Origin of the sequence: Streptomyces paromomycinus (genome assembly GCF_003865155.1) — a bacterium.
GTDB classification, from domain to species: domain Bacteria; phylum Actinomycetota; class Actinomycetes; order Streptomycetales; family Streptomycetaceae; genus Streptomyces; species Streptomyces chrestomyceticus.
Genome location: NZ_BHZD01000001.1, coordinates 8,184,859 through 8,210,216 on the forward strand (window position 1 = coordinate 8,184,859; position 25,358 = coordinate 8,210,216).

General features: G+C 73.6%; 25 protein-coding genes. 8 read left to right on the forward strand and 17 right to left on the reverse strand.

The window, feature by feature from the left end; genetic code table 11:
* Nucleotide 1 precedes the first annotated feature (1 nt).
* Both OEIGOIKO_RS35420 and OEIGOIKO_RS35425 read left to right on the forward strand, forming a co-directional pair.
* Complete coding sequence (locus OEIGOIKO_RS35420; protein ID WP_125057462.1) at nt 2-1,363, forward strand: sensor histidine kinase; 1,362 nt, start codon at nt 2-4, stop codon at nt 1,361-1,363.
* Nucleotides 1,360-2,025: a response regulator gene (locus OEIGOIKO_RS35425; protein ID WP_125057463.1), complete on the forward strand. Its 666-nt coding sequence runs from the start codon at nt 1,360-1,362 to the stop codon at nt 2,023-2,025. Before OEIGOIKO_RS35420 ends, OEIGOIKO_RS35425 begins: the two co-directional genes overlap by 4 nt.
* Before the next feature lie 118 nt (nt 2,026-2,143).
* On the opposite strand, the gene OEIGOIKO_RS35430 is transcribed toward OEIGOIKO_RS35425, so the two are convergent.
* The 3 genes from OEIGOIKO_RS35430 to OEIGOIKO_RS35440 all read right to left on the reverse strand — a co-directional run bounded on the left by OEIGOIKO_RS35430 (nt 2,144) and on the right by OEIGOIKO_RS35440 (nt 3,704).
* Nucleotides 2,144-2,407: a DUF6332 family protein gene (locus tag OEIGOIKO_RS35430; protein WP_125057464.1), complete on the reverse strand. Its 264-nt coding sequence runs from the start codon at nt 2,405-2,407 to the stop codon at nt 2,144-2,146.
* A gap of 147 nt (nt 2,408-2,554) precedes the next feature.
* A complete protein-coding gene (locus tag OEIGOIKO_RS35435) occupies nt 2,555-3,334 on the reverse strand; it encodes a maleylpyruvate isomerase family mycothiol-dependent enzyme (protein ID WP_125057465.1) in 780 nt (259 codons plus the stop codon).
* Complete coding sequence (locus tag OEIGOIKO_RS35440) at nt 3,321-3,704, reverse strand: SCO4225 family membrane protein (RefSeq protein WP_125057466.1); 384 nt, start codon at nt 3,702-3,704, stop codon at nt 3,321-3,323. Before OEIGOIKO_RS35440 ends, OEIGOIKO_RS35435 begins: the two co-directional genes overlap by 14 nt.
* Nucleotides 3,705-4,051: 347 nt before the next feature.
* Here OEIGOIKO_RS35440 and OEIGOIKO_RS35445 point away from each other — a divergent pair, with 347 nt between their 5' ends.
* Together OEIGOIKO_RS35445 and OEIGOIKO_RS35450 are read left to right on the forward strand one after the other, a co-directional pair.
* Nucleotides 4,052-5,296 carry an ROK family protein gene (locus OEIGOIKO_RS35445; protein ID WP_125057467.1) on the forward strand — a complete coding sequence of 415 codons (1,245 nt, stop codon included), beginning with the start codon at nt 4,052-4,054 and terminating at the stop codon, nt 5,294-5,296.
* Between the two features lie 1,038 nt (nt 5,297-6,334).
* Nucleotides 6,335-7,753, forward strand: a complete 1,419-nt coding sequence (locus OEIGOIKO_RS35450; protein ID WP_125057468.1) for a lamin tail domain-containing protein — start codon at nt 6,335-6,337, stop codon at nt 7,751-7,753.
* On the opposite strand, the gene OEIGOIKO_RS35455 is transcribed toward OEIGOIKO_RS35450, so the two are convergent.
* From OEIGOIKO_RS35455 to OEIGOIKO_RS35475, 5 genes are all read right to left on the reverse strand, one after another.
* Nucleotides 7,743-8,483: an aspartate/glutamate racemase family protein gene (locus OEIGOIKO_RS35455; RefSeq protein ID WP_125057469.1), complete on the reverse strand. Its 741-nt coding sequence runs from the start codon at nt 8,481-8,483 to the stop codon at nt 7,743-7,745. The genes OEIGOIKO_RS35450 and OEIGOIKO_RS35455 overlap by 11 nt on opposite strands.
* A gap of 161 nt (nt 8,484-8,644) precedes the next feature.
* Nucleotides 8,645-9,670: a phosphotriesterase family protein gene (locus OEIGOIKO_RS35460; protein ID WP_371858994.1), complete on the reverse strand. Its 1,026-nt coding sequence runs from the start codon at nt 9,668-9,670 to the stop codon at nt 8,645-8,647.
* Nucleotides 9,667-10,251 (reverse strand): DUF4865 family protein, encoded by a 585-nt coding sequence (locus OEIGOIKO_RS35465; protein ID WP_125057471.1) that lies wholly within the window; start codon nt 10,249-10,251, stop codon nt 9,667-9,669. The genes OEIGOIKO_RS35460 and OEIGOIKO_RS35465 overlap by 4 nt, the downstream gene beginning before the upstream one ends.
* A 40-nt stretch (nt 10,252-10,291) precedes the next feature.
* Nucleotides 10,292-10,702 carry a (R)-mandelonitrile lyase gene (locus OEIGOIKO_RS35470; RefSeq protein WP_125057472.1) on the reverse strand — a complete coding sequence of 137 codons (411 nt, stop codon included), beginning with the start codon at nt 10,700-10,702 and terminating at the stop codon, nt 10,292-10,294.
* 76 nt (nt 10,703-10,778) lie between these two features.
* Nucleotides 10,779-11,360, reverse strand: coding sequence for a TetR/AcrR family transcriptional regulator (locus OEIGOIKO_RS35475; RefSeq protein ID WP_246177747.1), 582 nt, complete (start codon nt 11,358-11,360; stop codon nt 10,779-10,781).
* A 211-nt stretch (nt 11,361-11,571) separates the two neighbouring features.
* On the opposite strand from OEIGOIKO_RS35475, the gene OEIGOIKO_RS35480 reads away from it, so the two are divergent.
* Entirely contained in the window at nt 11,572-11,805 is a 234-nt protein-coding gene (locus OEIGOIKO_RS35480; protein WP_371858995.1) for an SHOCT domain-containing protein, read from the forward strand.
* A 77-nt stretch (nt 11,806-11,882) separates the two neighbouring features.
* On the opposite strand, the gene OEIGOIKO_RS35485 is transcribed toward OEIGOIKO_RS35480, so the two are convergent.
* Nucleotides 11,883-12,431, reverse strand: coding sequence for an ATP-binding protein (locus OEIGOIKO_RS35485; protein ID WP_125057474.1), 549 nt, complete (start codon nt 12,429-12,431; stop codon nt 11,883-11,885).
* Nucleotides 12,432-12,604: 173 nt separating this feature from the next.
* A complete protein-coding gene (locus OEIGOIKO_RS35490) occupies nt 12,605-12,895 on the reverse strand; it encodes a hypothetical protein (RefSeq protein WP_030023665.1) in 291 nt (96 codons plus the stop codon).
* Nucleotides 12,896-13,196: 301 nt separating this feature from the next.
* Between OEIGOIKO_RS35490 and OEIGOIKO_RS35495 the strand changes: the two genes are divergently transcribed.
* Nucleotides 13,197-14,294 (forward strand): PLP-dependent cysteine synthase family protein, encoded by a 1,098-nt coding sequence (locus tag OEIGOIKO_RS35495; protein WP_125059370.1) that lies wholly within the window; start codon nt 13,197-13,199, stop codon nt 14,292-14,294.
* A gap of 64 nt (nt 14,295-14,358) precedes the next feature.
* On the opposite strand, the gene OEIGOIKO_RS35500 is transcribed toward OEIGOIKO_RS35495, so the two are convergent.
* Entirely contained in the window at nt 14,359-15,204 is an 846-nt protein-coding gene (locus OEIGOIKO_RS35500) for a DeoR/GlpR family DNA-binding transcription regulator (RefSeq protein WP_030023667.1), read from the reverse strand.
* A gap of 229 nt (nt 15,205-15,433) precedes the next feature.
* On the opposite strand from OEIGOIKO_RS35500, the gene OEIGOIKO_RS35505 reads away from it, so the two are divergent.
* The gene (locus tag OEIGOIKO_RS35505; RefSeq protein WP_371858996.1) at nt 15,434-17,899 is read left to right on the forward strand and encodes a hypothetical protein; all 2,466 of its coding nucleotides are present in this window, start codon (nt 15,434-15,436) and stop codon (nt 17,897-17,899) included.
* Nucleotides 17,900-17,906: 7 nt separating this feature from the next.
* Here OEIGOIKO_RS35505 and OEIGOIKO_RS35510 read toward each other — a convergent pair whose 3' ends face one another.
* Together OEIGOIKO_RS35510 and OEIGOIKO_RS35515 are read right to left on the reverse strand one after the other, a co-directional pair.
* On the reverse strand, nt 17,907-20,366 hold the full coding sequence (locus tag OEIGOIKO_RS35510) for a right-handed parallel beta-helix repeat-containing protein (RefSeq protein ID WP_125057475.1): 2,460 nt from the start codon (nt 20,364-20,366) through the stop codon (nt 17,907-17,909).
* A gap of 257 nt (nt 20,367-20,623) precedes the next feature.
* Complete coding sequence (locus OEIGOIKO_RS35515) at nt 20,624-21,229, reverse strand: Rv1733c family protein (RefSeq protein WP_125057476.1); 606 nt, start codon at nt 21,227-21,229, stop codon at nt 20,624-20,626.
* 253 nt (nt 21,230-21,482) lie between these two features.
* Here OEIGOIKO_RS35515 and OEIGOIKO_RS35520 point away from each other — a divergent pair, with 253 nt between their 5' ends.
* Entirely contained in the window at nt 21,483-22,223 is a 741-nt protein-coding gene (locus tag OEIGOIKO_RS35520; RefSeq protein WP_125057477.1) for a CBS domain-containing protein, read from the forward strand.
* Nucleotides 22,224-22,286: 63 nt separating this feature from the next.
* Here the strand turns inward: OEIGOIKO_RS35520 and OEIGOIKO_RS35525 are convergent, their stop codons facing one another.
* The 4 genes from OEIGOIKO_RS35525 to OEIGOIKO_RS35540 all read right to left on the reverse strand — a co-directional run bounded on the left by OEIGOIKO_RS35525 (nt 22,287) and on the right by OEIGOIKO_RS35540 (nt 25,199).
* Nucleotides 22,287-22,745 (reverse strand): ATP-binding protein, encoded by a 459-nt coding sequence (locus OEIGOIKO_RS35525; protein ID WP_371858997.1) that lies wholly within the window; start codon nt 22,743-22,745, stop codon nt 22,287-22,289.
* Nucleotides 22,739-23,581 (reverse strand): MEDS domain-containing protein, encoded by an 843-nt coding sequence (locus OEIGOIKO_RS35530; RefSeq protein ID WP_246177749.1) that lies wholly within the window; start codon nt 23,579-23,581, stop codon nt 22,739-22,741. Before OEIGOIKO_RS35530 ends, OEIGOIKO_RS35525 begins: the two co-directional genes overlap by 7 nt.
* Before the next feature lie 224 nt (nt 23,582-23,805).
* Nucleotides 23,806-24,645, reverse strand: a complete 840-nt coding sequence (locus OEIGOIKO_RS35535; RefSeq protein WP_125057479.1) for an MOSC domain-containing protein — start codon at nt 24,643-24,645, stop codon at nt 23,806-23,808.
* A 92-nt stretch (nt 24,646-24,737) separates the two neighbouring features.
* Entirely contained in the window at nt 24,738-25,199 is a 462-nt protein-coding gene (locus OEIGOIKO_RS35540; RefSeq protein ID WP_125057480.1) for a DUF6643 family protein, read from the reverse strand.
* Nucleotides 25,200-25,358: the final 159 nt, after the last annotated feature.

The following is a 25,358-nucleotide window of genomic DNA, read 5'->3' on the forward strand; positions in this document are numbered from 1 at the left end:
CATGGACGACGTACGGCCGCGGTGGGCGCGGCACTGCCGCGGCCCGCGTCCGGGCCGGTGGCGGGCGGCGAGAGGCGGCGGACCCGCGGGCCCGTGGTGGGTGGCGGACGACGGCGGGCCGGCGGGCCGGTCCGGCGCGGGGCTGCCCTGGGCCTCGACGGTCTGGTTCACCGTGTTCGTGTGCGTCGGCACCCGGTTCGCCGCGAAGGGCCAGCCGGGCCGCGCTGACCTCGGCCTGCCGGCGTACCTCCTGGTGATCGCGGGCGCGGCCCTGCTCCTCCTGCGGCACCGCCACCCGCGCACCGTCGCCCTCGGCACCGCGCTCACCACCGCCGTCTACCTCGCCGCCGGGTACCCGTACGGCCCCGTCCTGTTCCTCGGCGCCTTCGGCTGCTTCGCGGCCGCCGTCGCCGGGCACCGTACGGCCGCCTGGGCCGCCGTCGGCCTGGTCTGGGCGAGCCACCTCCTGGTCGGCCACTGGCTCTACCGCTGGCTGCCGCCGCGGGGTGACGGGCCCGCGCCCTGGGGGGAACAGCTGTTCGTCACGGTCCTGGTGGTGGCGGTGGTGGCGGTTTCGGAGCTGGCGCGCGTACGCCGTGAGCAGTTCGCGCGGGTACGTGCCGAGCGGCGGGCCGCCGAGCGGCGGCGGGCCGACGAGGAACGGCTGCGGATCGCCCGGGAACTGCACGACGTACTGGCCCACAGCATCTCCGTCATCAACGTCCAGGCAGGCGTCGGCCTCGCGCTGCTGGACGACGACCCCGAGCAGGCCCGCACCGCCCTGACCACCATCAAGGCCGCCAGCAAGGAAGCGCTGGGCGAGGTCCGGCAGGTTCTGGACACCCTGCGGGCACCGGGAGCCGCGCCACGCGCCCCGGCGCCCGGCCTGGACCGGCTGCCCGAACTGTGCGAGCAGGCCAAGGGTGCCGGCCTGGCGGTCGCGGTCACCGTGGACGGCTCGTCCGAGCGTCTCGCTCCGGGCACCGACCTCGCCGCTTTCCGCATCGTCCAGGAGGCGCTCACCAACGTCGTACGGCACTCCGGTTCCCGTACCGCCCGCGTCCGCCTCGGCCGTCTCCCCGGCACGCTGGAGATCACGGTGGACGACGACGGCCCGGCGACCGCCGCCGGGCGCGCCGGAGACGTCACCGGGGGCGGCAACGGCTTGGTCGGTATGCGCGAGCGTGCCGCCGCGCTCGGCGGCACCGTCGAGGCGGGGCCGCGCCCGGACGGCGGCTTCCGGGTGCACGCCCGCCTCCCGCTGCGCCCCGCGACACCCGCCGGACCGCCGGAGCCGCAGCGGCCCGATGCCGCGCACGCTGCGGATACGGTGAGGGACCAGGCCACCGAGGAGGAGTCGTGATCCGGGTACTGCTCGCCGACGACCAGCTGCTGGTCCGCGCCGGCTTCCGGGCGCTGCTGGACGCCCAGCCCGACATCGAGGTCGTCGGAGAGGCGGCGGACGGCGAGGAGGCGCTGCTCGCCCTGCGCGACCTGTGCCCCGACGCCGTCCTGATGGACATCCGGATGCCGGTGCTGGACGGGCTGGCCGCCACCCGCCAGATCACCGAGGACCCCCGGCTGTCCGCCGTGAAGGTCGTCATGCTCACCACCTTCGAACTGGACGAGTACGTCTTCGAGGCGATCCGCTGCGGCGCCTCCGGCTTCCTGGTCAAGGACACCGAACCGGAGGAACTCGTGCGGGCGGTGCGTGCCGTGGTCGAGGGCGACGCGCTGCTCTCGCCGGGTGTCACCCGCCGGCTGATCGCCGAGTTCGCCGCCCGCTCCAAGGAACCGGCCGCGGACGGCACCCTGGCCGCGCTCACCGAACGGGAGCGGGAGGTGATGGCGCTGGTCGGCCTCGGCATGTCGAACGAGGAGATCGCCCGCCGCCTGGTCGTCAGCCCGCTGACCGCCAAGACCCACGTCAGCCGCACGATGGTCAAGCTGGGCGCCCGCGACCGGGCCCAACTCGTGGTGCTGGCCTACGAGTCCGGGCTCGTACGGCCCGGGTGGCTCGGGTAGCCGCCCCGAACCGGTGCGTCCCGGGCCGGTATGTCCCAGGCGGCTCGGGCCGCCGTCCGCCTGGAGGCCCGAGCGCGACCTGATACGGCTCAGCGCGCCCCCGGTCCTCGACCGGAGATCACTCCGCCAGAGCGCCCGGTCCGGAGCGCCGGCCGGTGAAGCGGCGCAGAACCCGCACCACCCGCCAGACGAACGCGATCCCTGCCACGCTCGCGGCCGCCGCCAGGAGCGCCCCCGTCGCGTTCCGGCTCAGCTGGAGGAAGAGCAGCGGGCTCACGGCCACGCCGAAGGTCAGCGCGGCCACGAACACGCCGGTCAGCAGCGCGAAACCGATCTCGACGGTCATCGCGTCACGGTCGGCCTGGGAGCGGGTCGGTGACATGGTGACAGTCTGTCATGTGCTGCCCTGAATTTCGGGGTTGTGCGAGGAGAGTGCCGCTCCTCGCCGCTCCTTGCCGCCCATTTCTCTGCTGTCCGGCCGGCCCGCCTCCCTCCGTCTCCGTCCCTTCCCTCCGTCGTACGGCAACCGTCAGAGTCCCGAACGCTCCTGCCACAACCGGGCCAGCCCGGCATCGCCCGTGACGGTGATGCCGTCCAGCGAACGGCGGTTCCACAGGGCGAGGTACAGGTCGGGCGCCGCTCCCTCGATCACGCAGTCCGCCGCGGCGGCGCCGGACAGCGCGGCGTCTCCCGCCGCCGCGCCCGGTATGCGCTCGGCGCGCGGCGGCGCGTCCGACAGCCGGACCGTCCAGGCCGCAGCGGGTGTGCCGGCTGCTCCGGCGGCCCGTATCAGCAGCGTCTTCGGCAACTCCGTGCGCATGGTGCTGCGCTCCCGCGCCTGCATGCCGACGAGGAGTTCGTCGATGCCGTCGACGGCGAAGGCGGGAGTGGCTGCGGTGATGCCCGCGCCGAGCGCCACCTCGGCGTCGGCGCGGTGCACCGCCGTCTCGTGCGCCTGGCGGCGCGACCAGAAGGCCAGCGGGGACGGCGCGGGCAGGAAGGTCCAGCAGGACAGGTCCGCCGGGGCCGAGCGCAGCGCCCGCACCAGAGTCCGGCAGCCGTCGCGCAGCCAGTCGGCGAGCTGGTCGTCGGGCAGCCCAGGGGCCTCGGGGAACCGGACCGGCTGCTGGAGGCCCTGCGCCACGAAGCCCGTCGCCCAGCGGTGCACCCGGCCCGTGTGGGAGAGCAGATCGCGCACCCGCCACTCCGGGCAGGTGGGGACCGGCGCGTCGGCCCCGGCCTTCTCGGCGGCGTCCGCGAGGAGTTGCCCGTCCCGCTCCAGGGACTCGGTGAAGTCAGTGTTCTCCATGCCGCTGAGTGTGCCAGCCGCCACTGACAACGGCCCCGCGCGCGCCCGGCCGGCCGCGCAGCGCCCGGTGGACCAGTCCCAGCAGCAACGCGTTGACCAGCGCGGCGACGGCCAGTGTCAGGATCAGGTACCACTGCGGCGAGCCGGCTTCGCCCCACAGCGCGTCGCCGGCGAGCCACAGCGGGAAGACCGTGGGGGCGGTGAGCAGCGCCACCCAGACGCCGGAGAAGGAGGCGTCCTCGTGCTGCACGAAGGCCAGGTCCACCACGGCGAAGAGCGCCGCCGCGAGCACCAGCGCGAGGTAGACGAGCGAGACCGGATTGCCGAACATCAGCCGCGCGGCTCCGCGCAGCCGAGGTGTGACGTTCATGCAGACCCCCCAGGTGTCGGGGTGGCCGGGCGGCTCCGGTGCGCGCTCCCGCGCACGGGTGTCCTCCGGCCGGATGCCCTGGCCGAATCCGTGACCAAGCAGTCAATTATGGTCCGCATACGGTCCCTTCCGACAGGTCGGGTACCCGTCATCCGCGTATCGACTCCCGCGTACGTGCCCGTACGCGCCGTGCAGTAGCCGCATGGGACACGGCCTGCCGAACGGGACGCGCGCCGGACCCGCCGAACGGGGCGCGGGCGGCGCTTCCCGGAGGGCGGCCCGCAGCTTCCCGCGCGGAAGGGTGGCCCGTATTTTGTTTGCTGCCGGTACAAAGCAAGAATGGGGACGTGACCCACACTCGGACAACCAGGCTGGAGCGGGGCCGCAGCGCCCTCGGGCCCGCACTGGAGCTCGTACACACCGGGCGCGCACCCACCCGTGCCGTCCTGACCTCGGAACTCGGCGTGACCCGGGCGACCGCGGGCGCGGTGGCCGCGGAGCTGGAAGCGCTCGGGCTGATCGTCGTCGACTCCCGTCCGACCTCCTCGGCGGGGTCCCAAGGCCGTCCGTCCCACCGGCTGTTCCTGAACGAGAACGGCCCCGTCGTCCTCGCCGGGCAGATCCACGCCGACGGTTACCGCGTCGCGCTGGTCGGCCTCGGCGGGCGGATCGTGGCCACCGTGAGCGGCTGCGGCACGATCCCCGCCGACCCGGCGCACGTACTGGCCGAAGCGGTGGCGGCGGGCTCCGGACTGCTCGAACGGGCCGGGCGGCGCTGCCTCGGCGCCGCGCTCGCCATCCCGTCGGCCGTCGCCGAACCCGACGGCGAGGCACTCAACCCCCTCCACCTGGCCTGGCCTTCGGGCGCCCCCGTACGCCGGCTCTTCCGGCGCGCCCTCGCCGAGGCCGGCATCCCCGGGGCCACCGCCGCGGTCGGCTTCACCGGCAACGATGTCAACCTCGCCGCGCTGGCCGAACACCGGCACGGCGCCGGACGCGGCGCCCGCGACCTGTTGTGCATCGCCTCCGGCCACCGGGGCGTCGGCGGCGCGCTGGTCCTGGACGGCCGCTTGCACAGCGGCAGTTCGGGCCTCGCCCTGGAGGTCGGACACCTGACCGTCAACCCGGAGGGCGCGCCCTGCCACTGCGGCAGCCGCGGCTGTCTCGACGTCGAGGCGGACCCGCTCGCCTTCCTCGGCGCCGCGGGGCGCGCACCCGGCCCCGAGGGCTCGCTGCTCCGGCAGGCCACCGATCTGCTCCGCGAGGAGCACCAGGACCCGTCCGTACGGGCCGCCGCCGACCTGCTGATCGACCGGCTGGGCCTCGGCATCGCCGGACTCGTCAACATCCTCAATCCCGACCGCATCATCCTCGGCGGCCTGCACCGTGAACTGCTGGGCGCCGACCCGGAACGGCTGCGGGCCGTGGTCGCCGAGCGCAGCCTGTGGGGGCGCAGCGGCGGCGTACCGATCCTGCCGTGCACGCTCGACCACAACAGCCTGGTCGGCGCGGCGGAGCTGGCGTGGCAGCCGGTGCTGGACGATCCGCTGGTGGTCCTGGAGGGGGAGGGCCGGGAAGCCGGCCCCGGCTGAACGGCCCGTACACAGTCACGTGTTCGACATTTTTCCTCGAAACCTCTTGTGGTCCCTGCCACCCCCGAGGGACGTGATGTGAGCCACAAGGGGCCCGGTGGTGCTGCCTGAACAGTGTGTATGACACTCGGTTGGCCGCCGCTCACGCAAGATGGGGCGTGCCCGCCGCTCGAAATGCCCAGCCGGGCAGGGCAAGATAGGTGCAACAACCGCCTGTCCGGTGGCGGGGGCCGGGAAGTTCACGGTCCGCGGCTCCGGGCGGCGCGCAGGCATGAAGGGCCCTGCCCCCTTGGCGCTCAACCGGCGGAGGCAGGACCCAGCTGCAGGGGCCCCGGTGTCGAGCCGGGGCCTTACTGCTGATCAGTGGAAGTGCTGAAAGGTTTCACGCAGGAACTTCACCACCGCGTACAGCGGGCTGAACCAGCGCGCCTTCCGAAAAAAGCCCTCCCACGAACAGCGAGTACAGCAGCACCCCTTCGGACACGAGTCCATCGGGTATCACCTCCGGTCCGGGGCCGTGTCGTCGCGACCCCGCGGGAGCCGCGAGCCGGTCCGGCAGGGCCGGAGGTGAGGCATCAGATTAGCTCGGTGTGACCGCCCTCATAGCCCTCTTGGGCACCAGTGGGTGCCGTGATGTCGGAGTCCGGCCAGGCACGGCGGGCCGTACGGGGCTTTTCTGTTGGTCACTTGGCCCCCTTCCGGGTCCCGGACCTGCGGGGATGCGCTTACCTCGCGGTAGCACCGAGTGTCAGTTCCCGATCTAGCCGTTGCGTAAATCACATACGCAAGGGGGGTGGCGCGCGCAGGCGGTAAGCGCCGTTGCGAAGATCATTGCTGTTGCAAAGTTGATCTCTTGGTTCGCGGTGGCGGGCGCCCGCCGGTCATACCTGACGGCGGATCACGTCCCGGCCGCCGCGCGTGCCTTGTGCCCATCCTTCGGTTTCCGTTCATGCGCCGTACGCCTGGCGGGAGGCGTCCCGTCCGGTCCGCGTCGGACCGTCGTGCCGCCCCTTCCTCCGCGACCTCTGGACGGACTCCGTGACCGCAGTACGTACGCGCCGTCGGCACCGTGCTTTCCCCCTTCTCCTCGTCCTTCTCCTCGTCACCGCGACGGTCCTGGCCGGTACGGCCGTCGTCGCCCCTGCTCACGCGGCTCCGGCCGGTGACATCCGGATCAACGAGGTGGTGACCACCGGGAGCGTCGAGGACTCGGTCGAGCTGTACAACAAGGGCACCGCGACGGTCGACATCTCGGGCTGGGTTCTCAAGGACGACAAGGACGGCTCGAAGTACACGATCCCCGCCGGGACCGGGCTGGCTGCGGGCGCCTTCCGTGCCTTCGATGTCCACGACAGATTCGGGCTGGGCTCGGACGACAAGGCCCGTCTGTATCTGCCGGACGGCAGGACCCTGGCCGACAGCTTCTCCTGGAGCAAACATTCCGCTCCGTCCTGGTCACGCTGCCCCGACGGCACCGGCGCCTTCAAGGCGGCCGAGGTGACCCTCGGCGCCGCCAACAACTGTGGTGGCAACGGCACCACTCCGGCGGCGTGGCCCGGCAGCGGCGCCGTGACGAACGCCGACGCCGCCGACGTCTTCGGCGAGGACCTCAGCGGCCTCCACCAGGACGGCAAGGTCATGTGGGCCGCCCAGAACAGCGGCAAGCTGTGGCGCCTGGTCCGTAACGCCTCCGGTGGCTGGACGCCCGACACCGGCCGCGGCTGGGCCTCCGGCAAGGCCCTGCGCTTTCCCGGCGGTTCCGGACGGCCCGACAGCGAGGGCGTGACCGCGACCGGCGGCGGAGCCGCCGGTGTGTTCGTCGCCAGTGAGCGTGACGGCGACGCCTCCGGCACCAGCCGGCTGTCCGTCCTGAAGTACGACGTCTCCGGCACCGGCTCCACCCTGACCGCCGCCAAGGAGTGGAACCTCACCTCCGACCTGCCACCCGTCGGCTCCAACCTCGGCTTCGAGGGCATCACCTGGGTCCCCGACGCCTACCTGACGGGAGCCGCCTTCAAGGACGCCTCCACCGGCGCCGCCTACGCCCCGGCACGGTACGGCGCCCACAGCGGTGGCGTGTTCTTCACCGGCGTCGAGGGCACCGGCATGATCTACGGCTACGTCCTGGAGGACTCCGGTGCCTTCACCCGTGTCGCGTCCTTCAGCAGTGGCATGAGCGGCGTCATGGAGTTGCAGTGGGAACCCCGGGCCGACCGCCTGTGGGCCGTCTGCGACGACACCTGCAAGGGACAGCACCGCACCTTTCAAGTAGCCCGCACCGGCACCTTCACCACCAAAGCCGTCTACAACCGCCCCTCAGGCATGCCCGACTACAACAACGAGGGCTTCGCCTTGGCAGGCGCCGACGAGTGCGTCGCCGGATCCAAGCCCGTCTACTGGGCCGACGACAGCAATGACGACGGCCACGCACTGCGCAAGGGCAGCATCACCTGCTGATGTCTGTCCCGACCGCTCCTCCCCGCCACCGTGGTACGGGCCGTCGGCCCACGGCGGTCTCGAAGGCCGCGCGGGCCAGCAGCCGCGTCGAGTCCAGCGTCGGCAGCGGCGAGACCTCCGGTGTCACCAGGAGCGGAATCTCCGTGCACACGAGGGCGACCGCGTCACAGCCGCGTGCGGCCAGCCGCCCGATGACGCGTACGTACTCCTGGCGGGCGGGCTCGGAGAAGACGCCGTTCACCAGCTCGTCGAAGATGATCCGGTGGACGGTACGGCGGTCGTCCGAGTCCGGGACGTCCGCCGCGATGCCTCGGGAGCCCAGCGCGTGCCCGTAGAGCGGGCCGTCCATCGTGTACGCGGTGCCCAGGACGGCGACGCGTCGGTACCCGTGACGGGCGGCGCGTTCGGCGACCACCTCGGCTATGTGCAGGCCCGGCAACGGCAGGTGCTCGCCGGGCAGTTCGAGGGCCAGGTGGGCGGTGTTGTCCGGGCAGACGAAGAAGTCCGCGCCGGCGCGGGCGAGGCGGGCGACGCTCTCGGCGAGCGTCGCCCGTATCGAGCGATGATCACCGGCCTCCCAGGCGGGCATGGACCGCGCCATGCTGATGCAGTCCAGCGTCACGTCCGGATGGTCGTACGGTCCCAGCTCGGCGGACGCCTCCTGGCAGAAGGCCCGGAAGCACAGCGCCGCCCCTTCGGCGCTGTGCGCGAGGATGCCCAGGTGTTCCACGGTCCCTCCAGTGGCCGGCGGTTCACACTGCCGCCATTGTCACCCGCCCCACTGACAACGGCCGCCCGTCGTCCGGCCTCAGGCGTCAGCCCCCGGTTTCAGACACCCGCCCACCGGCTCCAGCCGCCCGCCCACCGGCTCCAGCCGCCTGCGCACCGGCTTCAGGCGCCTCCCGCCCGCCCCCACGCCACCGCGAACGCGCGGGCCGGATTCGTGGTGAAGATATGCCGTACCAGTTCGGCCCCCAGGGCGAGTTCGAGCCGCGGCCGCAGGCGGCGCAGCAGATGGGGCATGCCGGGCCCGCCGCTGACCGACCGGGCCGCCGCCGTCGTCGTGTCGCCGCCGAGGAGCAGCCGGTCCCCGTACCCGGCGTCGGCGAGCGCGGCCAGCGCGTCGGGCAGCCGCCAGTCCGTTGCGTGGTGGGTGCGGGACGGCCCGTCGAACGCCAGGTAGGCCCCGGCAGCGGCGGCCGACCGGTGGGTCACCGGGTCGGGGGAGCGGTTGAGGTGGCCCAGGACGACCCGCCGCGGCGGTACCGCCAGCGTCCCGCACAGCAGGTCGAGGACGTCCTGGGCCCCGGTGCCCAGCTCCAGGTGGACGCCGATGGCGGCGCCGGTGGCGTGGTGGGCCTCGGCCGCCGCGGCCATGGTGTACCGGGCGTGCGCGTCCAGGCCGTGGAATCCGCCGGCCACTTTGATCATCCCGGCCCGGGGGCGCGCGCCGGCGTCGCCGGCCGCGTCCGTACGGCCGTCACCGCGACCGCCGGGCCGGCTCCCGATCCCCGCGGTCAGCTCCGCCACGAACAGCGCCGCCAGGTCCGTCGAGCCCCCGCCGGAACCGGCCGCACCGCCCTTCGCCCCTACCCGTTCCAGCACCTCAGGCGCGTAGTGCACCGCCTGGTGCAGGCCCGTCGCCGCGACGATCCGCACCCCCGACTCCTCGGCGAGCCGGGGCAGTTCACCGGCGCGCCGCCCCATTCCGTACGGCGTCCACTGGATCACCGTGCCGCCGCCCGCCTCCCGGAAGGCCCGCAGCTCGGCCGCCGCCGCACCGGTGTCGTCGAGTTCCTGACCGGGCAGCTGCGGGCTGCGCAGGAACAGATGGTCGTGGGCGTCGCAGAGGCCCAGCGAGGCGGGGCAGACGTCTCCCGACACCGTACGGACGGCGGGTTCCGGACGCGCGTTCACCAGTGCGCCCCGGTCGGCAGCTGCCCGGCCCCCGGCGCGGACAGGTGCAGCACCTCGAAGCGCTCCCCGTCCGACTCGGGCGCCGTGCCTTCCCAGAGGGTGAAGTGCATCAGCTCCCAGTGCCGGGGGTCGAGCGCGAGCGCGGTGGTGTGCACCCCGTCGGTACGGGCCAGCCGCCGCTGACCGGCCACCGCCTCCGCCACGGCGGTGGCCGGATCCGTCGCTCCGTCGAGCACCTGGGTGCGGCGGACGAAGGAGCCCGGCACCGCTCCGGCGGACGGACCCCGCTCGTGGTGGACGCCCGTCCAGTGCCGCACCTCGGGGCGGCCGAAGTCGCGGATCACACCACGGAAGCCGTCACCGAGCAGGAAACGGTTCATCGCCAGGGGGTCGGCCCAGAGATAGAACGGCGCATATTGATTGACGGGCGAACCGTCGGCCCCGCGCTCGCGGATGCCGTACGCCTTGATCCCGAGTCCGGCGCAGGTGTCGAGGAGGTGCCCCCGGGTCCGTACCCGGTCGCGGATGATTGCCATGTCGTAGTCGGCGGGGAGGGTGACGGTGTACTGCATGGCGTGCACGGGTGCTCCGAGTGGGTGGGCGAAACGGTGGGGTGCGGGCTCACGCGGCCCGCTCGGCGTCGGCGGCCGTACGATCGTCGGTCAGGCAGCCCCAGTCGGTGGTCGTGCCGTCCTCGGCCGCCTCGACCAGGGCGAGATGGGTCATGAACGTGCCGGGCGCCGCGCCGTGCCAGTGCCACTCGCCCGGGGCGGTCCACACCGTGTCCCCGGCCCTGATCCCCTCGACCGGGCCGCCCCTGCGCTGCACCAGGCCGACGCCCTCGGTGACGTGCAGAACCTGGCCGTGCGGATGACGGTGCCAGGCGGTACGGGCGCCCGGCGCGAAGTGGACGCTGAACAGGCGCAGCCGGGACGGCGCGGGCGGCGACGCGAGTTCGTCGAGCCATACGGTGCCGGTGAAATGCCCGGCGGGCCCGGCCTGGCTGTCGGGACGGCTGCGGGTGATCTCCATGGCGGTGACGCCTCTCAGGTGCGGTGCGGTGCGGTGCGGTGCGGGCGCGGATGCGCGGTGCTGCGGTGACGGGGCGTCAGGCGACCGGGCCCGGACCGGTGGTGCGGGCCGTGAGCAGGGACAGTACGCCGCGTACCGCGGTGTCGAAGGGGGCGGGCGACTCGGCGGCGCGGGCCAGTACGTAGCCGCCCTGCACGGTGGCGACGACGGCGGCCGCGGTCTCTTCCGGGTCCAGTTCCGCGTCGAACTCGCCCCGCTCGCACCCTTCGCGGAGGATTGCGGCGATCCGGCCGCGCAGCCAGTCGAGCGTCTCGAAGACGGGCTGCCGCAGCGCCGGATCGGCGATGACGTCCGGGTCCATGGTCAGCCGGCCCACCGGACAGCCGCGCAGCACGTCGCGCTCGCGCAGCAGGTAGGCCCGCACCCGGTCGCAGGCGCCGCCCTCCCCGGAGAGGGCGGTGTCGGCGGTGGCCCGCATGACCTCGGCGGTACGGCGGATGGCGGCGAGCGCGAGGTCGGACTTGCCGGCGAAGTGGTGGTACATGCTGCCCTGCCCGACGCCGGCGCGCTGCAGGATCGCCTTCGGACTGGTGCCGGTGAAGCCGCGCTCCCAGAGGAGCTCCCTGGTGCTCTCGACGAGCCGTTCGGAAGTGGTCATGGCGCGACTGTACATACCAGTAGTTACAGAGATCAATTCCGGTTGCGCGGGGCGGTTGTCCCAGGCCGCAGCACCTGACTCCGCAGCACGTACTTCTTCGGCCGTACGCACGGTGTCGTCAGCCGTACGACGACCGGCGGCCCCCGGCGGGCCAGGCTCGCAAGGGCGAACCACCCAGGCGCACGCCGACGCGCCGGGACGGTGCCCGACGGTGTTCGGGGTGGTCACCCTGCTGCGGCGCACCGTGTGGCGCGGCCGACGGCAGCCGTTCGGCGGCCTCCGGGGCGGCGCCGGTCCCGCGTCGGCAGGCCGTGCCGGCCCGTCGCCCATCGATCTGCTCGCCCGCCGCTTCGCGACCGGGAAGATCGACGAGGGCGAGTACTGGCGCCGGCTCTCCGCCCTGGACGAGCGGTTCGGCACCGGCCCGAAGGGCGGGACGGCGTGAGCGGACAGGGGCGGGCGCCGTCGGCACTCCACGCCGCGCCCCCGTAGGCGTTCATGCCGTCCGTCCGCCCCGGCCCGTCAGCCGACTCCGGCGCCCCGCACCCGTGGGCGGGTGTCCACCGCTGTACGCAGGGGTGGTTCGGCCGGGGTGAGCGCCGGTTCGCGTGCTGCCGCGCCGCGGGCGCACGACGAGCGCCCCGCCGACGTACGGCGCACCGTCTCCTCCGGTGCGAGCGAGAGCGCGGGGAGCGTGAACCAGACGACCTTGCCGCCGCCGTCCGGGCGCACTCCCCAGCTCTCGCTCAGCGCGTCGATCAGCGACAGCCCGCGGCCCTCGGTGTCGAGGGTCCCGGCCGTCCGTACCCGGGGCAGTCGCGGGTCCAGGTCGCGTACCGACACCGTCAGCTGGTCCAGGAGGACGAGCAGTTCGACGGTGCACTGTTTGCTGGGCACGGCGTGCTGGTGCACATTGGCCAGCAGTTCGGTCACGCCGAGCGCCGCCGGGTCTATCAAGGCGTCGAGACGCCAGTACCGGAGCTGTGCCGATACGATCCTGCGCACCTGGCCGATCCGGGCCGGAAGGGCCTGGAGCTCCACCGTGCAGTGTCTGCTGGGCTGCCTGATCACGACCACGACTCCCTGATGAGGTCGGGCGCCCTCGTACGACGGGGGCGAAGATCGGATCCAGCGATGTCCGCACTTCCACCACAGTGTCACCGCTGGTGAACCCTCAGTGATACGAGTCCAGGGTCGTCCCACCAGTGCGCTCCCGCAACCGCACCGTCCCCCGTAAGACCCTGTCAAGCGCGCGCGGAGCGTGCCGCGCGTACGGCGTCCAGGAAGCGGTCCGGGGTGCCCAGCGTCAGCGAGTAACGGTGTCCGTTCAGCGTCGCCAGTGCCCGGTCACGGGCTGCGAACAGGGGTTTGTGCGCCTGTACGGCCTGCACCGGCGCGCTGTCTATCTCGGTGCCGTAACTCGTCAGCAGGGCCAGCCTGCCGTCCTTGATCACGACCTGGCCCGCCCGGGTGAGCGACCGGAGCAGCCACTTCTCTATGCGTACCCCGGTCGCGTTGAACTCGGGCTCCGCCATGGCGATCACCTCCTCAGCACGTCGGGCGTGCGCTCGCCACCCGCCCCGGTGCGCAGTCTGCCTGCGTCGTGCCGTGTGCACCAGTACCCCTTGGCCAAAGCTCGCCCGCAGCTCGCTCCCAGGAGGTGCTTGGGGTTGCTCAAAGGGTTGTTTATGCAGGTGAGAAGCGTGTGGCAGGTGGTTATAGTCGGAACCGGCCCGGCGTTCCGCGCGGGCTCCGTACGACGTCGGGGAGCGCGCCATGAGCACCGCACAGTCACCACACAGCCCCGCCGGCCGGGTGTCCGGGGGCGGTTGTCCGATGCCGACCGTGGACGTCGACCGCAGCGATCCGGACTACCGGAGCTGGCTCAAGGAGGCCGTCCGCAAGGTGCAGGCGGACGCCAACCGGACGGCCGACACCCATGTGCTGCGCTTCCCGCTGCCGGAGGAGTGGGGCATCGACCTGTACCTGAAGGACGAGTCGACCCACCCCACCGGCAGCCTCAAGCACCGGCTGGCCCGTTCGCTGTTCCTCTACGGACTGTGCAACGGCTGGATCCGGCCCGGCAAGCCCGTCATCGAGTCCTCCAGCGGCTCCACCGCGGTCTCCGAGGCGTACTTCGCGAGCCTGATCGGGGTGCCCTTCATCGCGGTGATGCCCGCCACCACCAGCCGGGAGAAGACCCGGCTGATCGAGTTCCACGGCGGCACCTGCCACCTCGTGGACGACCCGCGGACCGTCTACGCGGTCTCCGCCGAACTCGCCGCCGAGTCCGGCGGCCACTACATGGATCAGTTCACCTACGCCGAACGGGCGACGGACTGGCGGGGCAACAACAACATCGCCGAGTCGATCTACCAGCAGCTGCGCCTGGAGCGTTACCCGGAACCCGCCTGGATCGTCGCCACGGCCGGCACCGGCGGCACCTCGGCGACCATCGCCCGCTATGTGCACTACATGCAGTACGACACCCGCATCTGCGTGCCCGATCCGGAGAACTCCTGCTTCTTCGACGGCTGGCGCACCGGCGACGCGGAGACGGACTGCGCCACCGCCTCACGCATCGAGGGCATCGGGCGGCCGCGCATGGAGCCCAGCTTCGTGCCCGGCGCCATCGACCGGATGATGAAGGTCCCGGACGCGGCGAGCGTGGCGGCCGTACGGGCCCTGGAGCGGGCCATCGGCCGCAAGGCGGGCGGTTCGACGGGCACCGGTCTGTGGAGCGCGCTGAAGATCGTCGCGGAGATGGTCGCCGCGGGGCGTACGGGCTCGGTCGTCACCCTGCTCTGCGACCCGGGCGACCGCTACCTGGACAAGTACTACTCGGACAGCTGGCTGGCGGAGCAGGGCCTGGACATCGCGCCGTACGCGGCGACGATCGACAGCTTCCTGGAGACCGGCACCTGGCCGGCCTGAGCCGCTCGCCACGCCGGGCCGGCCGCCGGTCCTCCAGGGGGCGCCGCCCCGGCGCCCCGGGCCCTCAGAGGTCCGTACCGTCGCCCGGCTCGCCCGCGACGACCAGTTCCGGCGGCAGTTCCGCGATCTCCGTACGGGCCTGCGCCGACAGGCCGCGGTCGGTCACCAGGACGTCCACGTCCTCCAGGGAGGCGAAGGAACTGAGCCCCACCGTGCCCCACTTGGTGTGGTCGGCCACCACCACGACCCGGCGGGCGGAGCGGACGAAGTGGCGGTTGGTCTCGGCCTCGGCCAGGTTGGGCGTGGAGAGTCCGGCCTCCACCGATATGCCGTGCACCCCGAGGAAGAGCACGTCGAAGTGGAGGGAGCGGATCGCGGCGTCCGCCACCGGGCCCACCAGGGTGTCCGAGGGGGTACGGACGCCGCCGGTCAGCACCACGGTCGCCGCGCCCGCCCGGGGCGCCTGGCTGCCGCCGGCCGCCGCCCGCTGCGCGTTGTAGAACACGTCGGCGACCCGTACCGAGTTGGTGACGACCGTCAGGTCCGGCACCTCCAGCAACTGCTGGGCCAGCGCGAACGCGGTGGTGCCGCCCGCCAGGGCGATGGCGCCGCCGGGCGCCGCCATCCGGGCCGCCGCCTTGGCGATGTCCTCCTTGGCGCTCAGCTCCAGCCCCGACTTCGCCTCGAAGCCCGGCTCGTGGCTGCTCGGCTCGCTGACCGGGACCGCGCCGCCGTGCACCTTCTCCACCATGCCCTGCCGGGCGAGGGCGTCCAGGTCGCGCCGGACCGTCATGTCCGACACGTTGAGCCTGCGGGTCAGCTCGTTCACGCGGACGCCGCCGCGCCGTCTGACCTCGTCGAGGATCAGAGCGCGCCGCTGCTCCGCGAGCAGGTTCTGATTGTCGCTCACCCCGGCCTGTCCCTTCCGCCCGGCTGCCGTTGCGCACACATCCTCGCACGCGGCAGCAGGGGCATCCGCCCCGCCGGGGTGGGGTGTGCGCCCGCGGAACCGGGAAGAAGGCAGGCGCGAGGCGGGCGCCCGGAGCCGCGGGCGCTCGTTGAGCATGACATGACAGTGGAAGGCGCCGCCGGGTACCGTGCGGCGCCGACCGGCACGTACGGCATCGGGGGACAGACCAGTGGACAGCGGAAGCAGCACACGCCGAACGGCTCCGGACCGTCCGGACGCCGCACCGGAAGGGGACGAGCCGGGCACCGCCCCGGACGGGCCCGCGCCAGGAACCGCCCCAAGCGGGCAGACGCCGGACACCGCCCCGCCCGGCGACCGGCAACTCGCCCTGGAGCTGCTCGTGCACGGCGTCGGCGGTACGACCCCGGAGCGGATGCTCGGCGACCCGCGCACCGTCCTGATCACCGGCGACGACACCGCCGCCGTGTACCGCAGGGCCGTCGACGCCGACGCCGAACAGCGCCCCGGCGACTACCGCGCCGAACCGATCCGCGAGGCGTACTGCTGGTGCAACCTCACCTCCGGCAACGGAGCCCGCGCCCTGTGGCTGATCCTGCTCCCCTTCATGGTCGCCAACCTGGCCCACTGGATGCGTCCCGCCGCCCCCGCGCACCACCGGGGCCACCGCGTGTACGACGTCCTCGTCCGTCTCCTCGCCCTCAGCCTCACCGTCCTGCTGGTCGCCGCGGCCTGCGAGGTGGCCCTGGACCTGACGGCCTGGCAGTGCGCGGGCAGCGCCGCCTGCGCGGCCGGCAAGTCCTGGATGGGCTTCATGAGCCCCGAGCAGGGCGGCACCTGGAGCGGGCCCGGCCGCCGCGTCGTGCTCGCCGCCCTGATGCCGCTGCTGCTCGTCGGCTTCCTGTGGTGGCTCTCCCGCCGTACGTGGAGCGCGTACGAGTCCGCCTCGCCGCCGCCGCGCCGCCCCGGCACCTCCCGTGACGTCCCGCCCGCCCAGCGCCCCGCGCTGACCCGCCGCGGCTTCTGGTACGGCCGCCGGGTGGTGGCCCGGCTGCGCGCCGCGCACACCGCGGCCGGACTGCTGACCATCGCCGTCGCGCTGCTCGTGACCGGGCTGGACTTCGACCGGCGTACGGGGCACGACGGGGCGCTGTCCACCCTCGGCCGGGTGCTGCTCGCGCTGGTCCTGCTGCTGACGGCGCTCACCGTCCGGGTCGTCTGCCGCACCGCGCGCTGCGAGGCCGAACCGGACGAGCACCACGACCGCTTCGTGGTCAAGGTGCTGCCGTTCGCCGCGCTCGTCGCCCTCGTCCTGTCCGCCGTCCACACGGCCTGGTCCCGGCCCGGCTGGGTCAGCGGCGACCGGCTGCCCGGCAGCGGTGCCTTCGGCGGCATCGCCGTCTTCCAGGGCTTGCTGGTCCTCGGCCTCCTCGTCACCGCGGGCTTCCTGCAGAACGCCGCACGGCGTCACGGGCACGGCGACGGCCGCGCCGCGCTGAAGGGATTCCACGGCGCGGCCGTCGCCCTGCTGGGCTGCGCGCTGGGCGGTGTGCTCACCGGGGGAGCGGCCCAACGGCTGGCGGACTGGATGGACGGCGGCGCGACCCCCGGGCAGCCGGGCGACCCGATCGCCGGGCCGGCCGTCGTCCTGTCCTGGCAGGCGTCGGTGCTGCCGGTGCTCCTGGTGGTCGTCGCGGCCTTCGCCGTCCTGGCCGGGATTCAGCTGCTGGTGGTGCGCCGCAAGGTGGAACCGGACATCCCGGGGCTGTACGACAAGCAGGAGCGGCCCGACGAGCAGCGGGTGCGCCGGATCGCGGGGACCATCGCGCGGGCCGGACTCACCGATTCCGCCCCGGTCCTGCTCGGCGCGGTCTGCCTGGTCACGCTGGTGCTGGGCGCGGGCGCGGTGGCCGGCGCCTGGCTCACCGACCGGGCGCCGGGACGCGCCACGGAGCAGGCGCCGCTGCTGGTGCACACGGCCGCGGCGACGGCCGAGTCGCTCGGCTCCTGGCTGATGGGCGTCGGGGTCCTGCTGCTCGCCGTCATGGGCTGGCGGGCCTACCGCGACCGCTCCACCCGCCGTACCGTCGGCATCCTGTGGGACGTCGGCACGTTCTGGCCGCGCGCGGCGCACCCCTTCGCGCCGCCCTGCTACGCCGAGCGCGCCGTCCCCGACCTGACGTGGCGGATGGCCACCTGGACCGAGAACAACGACGGCCGCCTGGTCATCTCCGGCCACTCCCAGGGCAGTGTGCTGGCGGCCGCGGCCGTCTGGCAGCTGGACCTGGTCACCCGCAGCCGGGTCGCGCTGCTGACGTACGGGTCGCCGCTGGAGCGCCTGTACGGGCGGTGGTTCCCCGCCTGCTTCGGGCCGGAAGCGCTGACCGGGCTGCACCGGGAGATGGACGACTGGCGCAACCTGTGGCGGCTGACCGACCCCATCGGCGGCCCGGTGCGGCTCACCTGCGAGGACGGCCCGGACATCGACCTCGGCCCGCTGCGCGATCCGCTGGCCTTCGGGCGGACCCTCCAGCATCCGCTGCCCGCGCAGATCCTGGGGCACGGTGACTACCAGTCCGACCCGGTGTTCGAGGAGACCCGCGCCGTACTGATCGCCCGGCTCGGGGCGGGCGTACCGCGCCCGCGGGAGACCGACGGGACGGGCGGCGGCTGCTGACGGGCCGTCAGGGCAGGTCGGGCAGGTCCTCCGCGTACAGCAGCGTGAGGTCGTCGGTGTCCGGGTCGGTCAGCAGGGCGACCCGGCCCGCGTGCCGCTCGACCATCGACTCGAACGTCTGCCGCGCGGTCCGCCCGTTGCCGAACGAAGGGCCCTTGGGGAGCGCGGTGAAGTACTTCAGCAGCGCCTCGCCCGCCCCTTCGGCCAGCCGGTACTCATGCTCCTCACCCTGCTGCTCGACGATCCGCAGCAGATCCTCCGGCGCGTAGTCGCCGAAGGTGATGGTCCGTGAGAAGCGGGACGCCACACCCGGGTTGACGGCGAGGAAGCGCTCCATCTCGGCCGTGTACCCGGCCACGATCACCACCACCGCCTCCCGGTGGTCCTCCATCAGCTTCACCAGGGTGTCGATCGCCTCGCGCCCGAAGTCCCGTCCGGAGTCCTCCGGCGAGAGCGCGTACGCCTCGTCGATGAAGAGCACCCCGCCGCGCGCCCGGTCGAACGCCTCCTGCGTACGGATCGCCGTGGACCCGATGTGCTCGCCGACCAGGTCCACCCGGGACACCTCCACCAGGTGCCCGCGCTCCAGCACGTCCAGCGCGGCCAGGATCTCGCCGTAGAGCCGCGCGACCGTGGTCTTGCCGGTGCCGGGGGAGCCGGTGAAGACCAGGTGGCGGCGGACGGAGGCGGCCTTGAGGCCGGCCTCCTGCCGCCGCCGCCCCACCTCGATCATGTTGATCAGGCTGCGCACCTCGCGCTTGACGCTCTCCAGGCCGACCAGCTTGTCCAGCTCGCCGAGCACCTCCTCGGAGGGCCGGCTGTCCGGGGAAGCCCCGGCGGGCTCCGGGGCGGGCGGCGCCGGCAGGACGGTCTGTGCCGGTACGGCGCCGAGCAGCCCGGCCGTCTGCGTCACCGGTACGCCCGCAGGCGCGCGCACCGCCGGGGCCGGCACCGCCGGTTCCCCGGCCGCCCGGCTCTCGTCGCTGGTGCAGTCCCGTACGGACGGCCCGCCCGTGTACCCCTCGCCCTGCGTGGCGGCGCTGTCCGCGAACTCGTACCCGCCGCGCGCGCAGCGCTCGGTGCGGCAGTGCGTCAGCGTCGTACGGCAGCCGTCGATGATGTGGAACCCGTACCCGGAACTCCCGGTCACCCGGCAGCCGTTGAACGTACCGCGGCCCTCGGCCGACACGTAGAAACCCGCCTCGGCCGGGCTGCTGACCACGCAGCGCTCGACGGTGGGATCGGCGCCCTTGGTCACGATCACGCCGGTCTGCGCCGCGTCGATGGTGCAGTTGGCGAGCGTGCCGCCGCTGCCGTGGTCACGGAACCACGCGCCGGTCGCCGCCTCCCGGATACGGCAGTCGTCGAGCTGCACGGTCGCGCCGTCGCTCACCGACACCGCCGTGTTGCGCACCTGGGACAGGTCGGAGTCCACCACGTCCGCGCGCGAGCCCCGGTCCAGCACGAACAGCGCGTCCGGCACGTCGTGCACCCGCGTCGAGTCCAGGACGGCGGTGGCGCCGTCGCTGACCCACACCGCCGGGTAGTCGCCCGTACTGTCGTGGATCTCGCACTGGTTGGCGTCCACCCGGGTGCCCGGGTCCCACACGGACAGCCCGTTGCGTCCGAAGCGCCGCACCGTGCTGCGGGTCAGCGTCAGCACCGACCGGGACCGCAGGTCCACGGCGTTCTCCGGGATGTCGTGGATGTCGCAGTCGGCGAGCGTGAGCACCGCGTCGGTGTCCAGGGTGATGCCGTCGGCCGAGGTCCGGTGCACCGAGCAGTCGGTCAGCTGGCCGCTCGCCCGCGAGGCCACCTGCACCCCCGTACCCTTGATCTCGTACAGCTCGCAGCCGAACGCCTCCACGCCGCTGCCCTCGCCGTCCACCGACAGGCCCGCGCCGGAGGCGTTGCGCACCCGGCAGTTCTCCAGCCGCGGGTGCGCGCCGCCGCGCACCGCGATCCCGGACTGCCCGGCGGCCACCACCTCGCACTCCTCGAAGATCCCGCCGGCCCCGTCCAGCACGCTGATGCCCACACCGCCCGGATTGTCGACCGTGCAGCGGCGTACGGTCGGCCGCGCGCCGCCGCGCACCTCGATGCCGGACGCCGAACGCGTCACCACCCGCAGCCCGTCCAGCTCCGGCGCGCCGTCCTCCACCAGGATCGCGGGCGCCGTCGAGTCCTGCCCCTCCACCTGGAGGTCCTGGACCGTCGCCGAGGCCCGTACGGTCAGCGCGACACCGTCGGCGGGCGCGATCCGCACCGATCCGCGCGCGCCTTCGGGACCGCGCAGCGTCACCGCGCGCAGCAGCACGAGGTTCTCGCGGTACGTGCCGGCACCCACGGTCAGCACGTCACCGTCCCCGGCGGCTTCCAGGGCCGCGGCCAGCGAGCTGTATTCGCCCGTGCGGCGCCGCCACCGCGATGTGCCCGTGTGCGTCACCTGGACCGAGCCCTGTGCCATGGCGCTGTCGTGCCCCCACCTCGTGCGGCTGTTACCGGCCCGGCAGTTGTACGTCCGCGTATGTCCGCGTACGTGTGCCCGGGACCCCAGCCGGGAGGCTGGCCGCTCCACCGTAGCGCGCCCGGCGGCCGCCGGATGACATGGTCAGCCTGTATGTGCGGGAGTTCGCGTACGGGGCCCGCGACCCCACCGTACGGGCATCCGGCAGCCTTTTCCGGGACCGGGCCGCGGCCCCTTCCGCAGCCCGCGGCCCCTGGTCAGCTGCCCGCTCCGGCCCGTCCCCAGTCCTGGCCCGCGCGCTCCCACTCCCGTTCCCAGCGCCGGTAACGGCGGTTCAGCAACCGGCGTGTCACCAGCTCCCGGGCGCTCGCGGCGGTGGCTCCCGTGAGGGCCGCCGCGCCGAGCCCCGCGAGCACCGCATGGGCCCGTGCCGTGCTCGCGTCCATCGGCCGCGGCACCACCTGGCCCCGCGCGTCGGTCCAGATCCGGAACCGTTCGCCAGCCCGCACGGCACCCGGCGCGGCCACCGGGCCGCTGTGCTCGCTGCCGTCCGGCGCCGTCCAGCGGGCTTCCACCCGGCGGTGCATCTCCCGGCCCGCGGCGGCCTCGGGGTCGGCGGCCGCGGAAGGGCGCGGAGCAGAGCGGCCCGGCGTCGCCCAGACCTGGTGCCGCTGCTGCGTCTGGGCCCGTACGGACCGCTGCAGCGCGTCGTGGGCCGCGCCGCCCACGGTGAGCCCCACGAAGCCGCCGCCCAGCACGATCACCAGGAAGGCGGCCAGCGCCACCCATGCCTCCAGGAGATCGGTCGTCCGGCGCAGCGGGTTGCGCCGCCAGCGCCACAGTCCCGCGATGACTCGTACCACGTCGTGCCCCCTCTCCCTGCCCGCAGGTACCTCGTCCGGCGCGCGTCATGCACGGACGGGGCGAACGGAGAGCGAAATCACCGGCGGCCGGGTGCCGGAGACGGGAGCGGACGGGGGCGCCGAAGCACGTACGGCACCGGGCCCGCCGGGGGCTCCCTCACCTGTGGGGCGCGCACCGTAACGCCGGGTGCGCGGCCTTCAGCCGTACCCGGCGGCGGCCGACACTGTATCCCTGCGTGAGGGAGGTCCCACGATGGATCACCGACAGGTCGGCCGGCTCATGAACACCGAGGTCGTCAGGGCCCGGCGCACCACCTCGTTCCGGGAAGTGGTCAATCTGCTGAGCCGGCACCGCAAGACGGGGCTGCCCGTCGTCGACGCCGACGGCAAGGTCGTGGGCGTCATCTCCGAGACGGACCTGATGTACCGCCAGGCCGCCCAGGACATCCTGCAGAACCGCTGGTACAACCGGCGCCGGCTGACCGGCCGCGCCCGCGCGGACCGGGCCAGGAAGCGCGGCCTGCGGGCGGGCGAGCTGATGACCTCGCCGCCGGTGACGATCGGCCCCCACCAGACCGTCGCCGAGGCCGCCCGGCTGATGGTGACCGGCAAGCTGGACCGGCTGCCGGTCGTCGACGCGGAGGGCCGGCTGTGCGGGCTGGTGACCCGCAGCGACCTGCTGAAGGTCTTCCTGCGCCCGGACGAGGAGATCCGCGAGGAACTGATCACCGAGGTGCTGGTGCGCACCCTCGGCCTCAAGCCCGGCGCGCTCGGGGTGACCGTACGGGCGGGTGTGGTCACGCTGTCGGGGCGGCTGGGGCGCAGCAGCGAGGTGTCGATGGCGCTGCGGCTGGCGGGGCGGATCGACGGGGTGGTCGCGGTGGTGGACCAGTTGGGGTACGAGCACGACGACGCCGCCGAACAGCACGGTGAGCAGATCGTGCGCGACCGGGCGCAGGAGTGGCTGCGGGCCCCGGAGGAAGGGGCACGCTGAGGCGGCGGGGCGGGAGGACGGGCGGTACGGGCGGGACCGGTGGGGTCTGCCCGCCGACCCGTCTCACCGCACCCGTACCGCCAGGGTGACCTCGGCCCCCCGCGCACCGGACGCCTCCGTGTCGCCGGGACGGACCGCGAACCGGTCCGCCACCAGGCGCGCGAGCCACAGCCCGCGCCCGTGGTGTGCTCCGTCGAGCCCCGGCAGCAGTTCGGGAATCACGGTTTCGCTGAAGCCGGGGCCCGAGTCGCTGATACGGCACTCCAGTTCGTCACCGATGCGCCGCAGCACCAGACGGCCCGAGCCGCCCGCGTGTTCCACGGCGTTGCCCGCGATCTCGTCCACGGCCAGCACGAACTCCCCGCGCCGCGGCTCCGCCAGGCCCTCGCGCAGGGCGCACTCCTCCACCAGCAGCCGCAGCTGCGGCAGCAGCCGCGCGGTGAAGCGGCGCCGCAGCAGGCAGGTGGCGGTCCTCGTGTCGACCGGCCCGTCCTCGGACGTGGCCGGGTCCGGGGTCAGCACGGCCGTATCACCTCCGTCATGGCCAGCCGGGGCACCGAGCCCGCGCCGAGCCGGTGCAGCGTGCGGGCCTGTACGCGGTCGCAGCGGACCTCGACCCGGTCGTGACCGGTGGCCCGGCCGGCCAGCGTGATCAGTGCGGTGGCGCAGCCCACCGACAGCAGGTGCAGCCGGGTCAGGTCGACGGTGAGCCGGCGGGCGCCGGCGCTGCCGGACAGCGCCAGCTCCAGCGCGGTGCTGAAGGGCCGGCGGGCGGTGGTGTCCGCGTCGCCGATGAAGTGCACACTGCCGTCCCCGCCGCGCACCGACCGCAGGCTGCCGAGCCGTTCCAGGAGGGCGCGCGGATGGGCCCGGTCCATCGCGTGCAGCACCTCGCGGCTGAACCAGCGACGGTCGTAGGCGCAGATCTCGCTGTACGGACGGCCGTCGAACAGCGCGTCCGCGTGCGTCTCCCGGTGCATCATCACCCGCACGTCGGCGTGCAGATCGGGCACCCACCGCATGTCGATGAAGGCCCGCAGGCCGGTGAACCCCTCGGCGGCCGCCCGCGCCGTCTCCGAGTGCAGCCGCCCGAGCTGCCGCTCGGGCGTGAACCGGAGGTCCGGGCGGATCAGCCCGCGCATGCTGCTCAGCACCAACTGCCCCCGTTCGCGGGCCGTCACGGTGCTGCGGCCGGTGAAGTCGAGCCGGGCCAGCACCTCGGCCTCCGGGAGCCACGGGTCCGGGAAGAGCACGACCTTCTCACCCCGGGCGAGTCCGAGCCGTACGAAGGCGGTCATGACCTCCCAGCGCACCTCGTCGTCGTCGTAGCTCACAAAGGCGTGGTCCCCGGGACGCATGTGCTGCACCGGAATGAGATGGTCTCCGGGCGGTTCCCAGGCAGGCATCGGCAACTGGACACTCCCCACGGCTCCCGCTGTCGGCATCGCCGTGCGCTCACTGTAGGCAGCCGGACACGCGCCCGCAATGCGGCCGTGCGCTCCACGGCCGGGGCGTGCGCGGGTGCCGACGCGGCGTCAGGCGCCCGCCGTACGGGACCCGGGGACGTGCGGCGGGGCGGAGCTCAGGCTTCCGGCCGACGGGTGAGTACCTCGAAGGGGTCGCCGACGCGGAGGGTGCCGGTGCCCTCCGGGATCAGGTTCTGGCCGAAGAGGAGCTGGTCATCGACGCGGCGGTGGCGGGCCAGGGTGCGCAGCGGCTCCTTGCCGCGCTGCCCGGTCCGCTGGTCGGTGGTGGTCATCACGCACCGGCCGCACGGCTTCACCACGCGGAAGACGATCTCGCCGATACGTATCCGCTGCCATCCGTCCTCGTCCCAGGGCGCGGTGCCGTCCACCACGACGTTCGGGCGGAAACGGTTCATCGGCAGGGGGCCCTCGTGGGCGTGGCCGCCCTCGGCGACGAGCGCGTTGAGGGCGTCGAGCGAGGCGGTGGTGGTGAGGAGCAGGGGGAAGCCGTCGGCGAAGCTGACGGTGTCACCCGGCCGCGAGTAGGCCGGGTCGGTGGGGCGCCGCCGGCCCGGCTCGTCCATGTGCACCAGGCGCACCGGCACGTCCAGGTAGGTGCTGAACCACTCGGCGGCGGCGCCGGACGCGGGCACCGCCTCGACCTTGTCCCCCCACACCTCGACCGTGACCGTCGTCCCGGGCTCCGGTACCCCGACGGTCAGCGGCGGCATGTCCGGCGCCGTCAGTCGCACGCCGCCGTCCGGGAGTTCCGTTGCGGCGGCCGCGGCCAGCCGGGGCCGGGCGCGCTGGGTGACGAACCGGTGCTCGCGGTCGACGAGCATCCAGCGGCGGTCCCCGGCGAGCCCCCACGGTTCCACGACCGCCTCGTCGGGTCCCGACCCCGCCAACGACTTGACCGGATACCGGTGGATGGCCTGGAGTAAAGGCTTCAGCATGCCCTCATCCTGCCAGGCCCCCGCGGCGGCCCCGGCACCGGTGCCGCCCGGTCGTGCGGGGCCGGTCCTCCGCCCGCGTACGGCCCGTCCGGTCAGTACCCGCGCGGATACTGCTGACGGCCGCCGTACGGATCGTCGTACGGGGACGGCGCGGGACGCGGGGCGACCGGGCCGGCCGGGCGCATCGCGTCGTAGCCCGTGCCGCCGTTGCCGGCCGGGCGCTGGGGCTGTTGCTGCTGGGCGGGATGGCCGCGGGGGCCCGCCTGCTGCGGGATGTACGGCGCCGGGGTGCTCTGCAGCGGGGCGACCGGCTGGGCCGCGGCGCCCTGATAACCCTGGCCCGAATACGGCTGGGAGGGCGCGGCGGGGAGCGCGGGCAGCGCCGACGGCAGAGCCGGCATGTACGACGAGCCCGTGTCATAGGGCAACTCGACCCGGATCGGGGCAATCTGCGGGGTGCCGCGCTCGGCGACGAGGGAGTCGTAGATCGGGGTGTCCGGGAAGGACGGCGAAGCGTAGTAGCCGCCGCCGTAGGTAGAGCGGGGGGAGGTCATACCTCTTAAGTTAAGCCCACGATGTGCCGGTTGGGGAGCCTGAAAAGAGGGTTGTTTCACGTGTCGTGTGAAGCCCGCGGTCCACAATGTGAGCGAACTTGGCAAAATCGGTCGCGAACGCCCGTAGGGATCGTGTAAAGGCCGTGTCCACATCAGATG

Excerpts from the sequence above, each read along its gene's own strand:
- OEIGOIKO_RS35420 (WP_125057462.1), top strand. The coding sequence starts at position 2 with ATGGACGACGTACGGCCGCGGTGGGCGCGGCACTGCCGCGGCCCGCGT.
- OEIGOIKO_RS35430 (WP_125057464.1), bottom strand. The coding sequence starts at position 2,407 with ATGTCACCGACCCGCTCCCAGGCCGACCGTGACGCGATGACCGTCGAG.
- OEIGOIKO_RS35435 (WP_125057465.1), bottom strand. The coding sequence starts at position 3,334 with ATGGAGAACACTGACTTCACCGAGTCCCTGGAGCGGGACGGGCAACTC.
- OEIGOIKO_RS35440 (WP_125057466.1), bottom strand. The coding sequence starts at position 3,704 with ATGAACGTCACACCTCGGCTGCGCGGAGCCGCGCGGCTGATGTTCGGC.
- OEIGOIKO_RS35470 (WP_125057472.1), bottom strand. The coding sequence starts at position 10,702 with ATGGAGATCACCCGCAGCCGTCCCGACAGCCAGGCCGGGCCCGCCGGG.
- OEIGOIKO_RS35475 (WP_246177747.1), bottom strand. The coding sequence starts at position 11,360 with ATGACCACTTCCGAACGGCTCGTCGAGAGCACCAGGGAGCTCCTCTGG.
- OEIGOIKO_RS35490 (WP_030023665.1), bottom strand. The coding sequence starts at position 12,895 with ATGGCGGAGCCCGAGTTCAACGCGACCGGGGTACGCATAGAGAAGTGG.
- OEIGOIKO_RS35495 (WP_125059370.1), top strand. The coding sequence starts at position 13,197 with ATGCCGACCGTGGACGTCGACCGCAGCGATCCGGACTACCGGAGCTGG.
- OEIGOIKO_RS35510 (WP_125057475.1), bottom strand. The coding sequence starts at position 20,366 with ATGGCACAGGGCTCGGTCCAGGTGACGCACACGGGCACATCGCGGTGG.
- OEIGOIKO_RS35520 (WP_125057477.1), top strand. The coding sequence starts at position 21,483 with ATGGATCACCGACAGGTCGGCCGGCTCATGAACACCGAGGTCGTCAGG.
- OEIGOIKO_RS35530 (WP_246177749.1), bottom strand. The coding sequence starts at position 23,581 with ATGCGTCCCGGGGACCACGCCTTTGTGAGCTACGACGACGACGAGGTG.
- OEIGOIKO_RS35535 (WP_125057479.1), bottom strand. The coding sequence starts at position 24,645 with ATGCTGAAGCCTTTACTCCAGGCCATCCACCGGTATCCGGTCAAGTCG.
- OEIGOIKO_RS35540 (WP_125057480.1), bottom strand. The coding sequence starts at position 25,199 with ATGACCTCCCCCCGCTCTACCTACGGCGGCGGCTACTACGCTTCGCCG.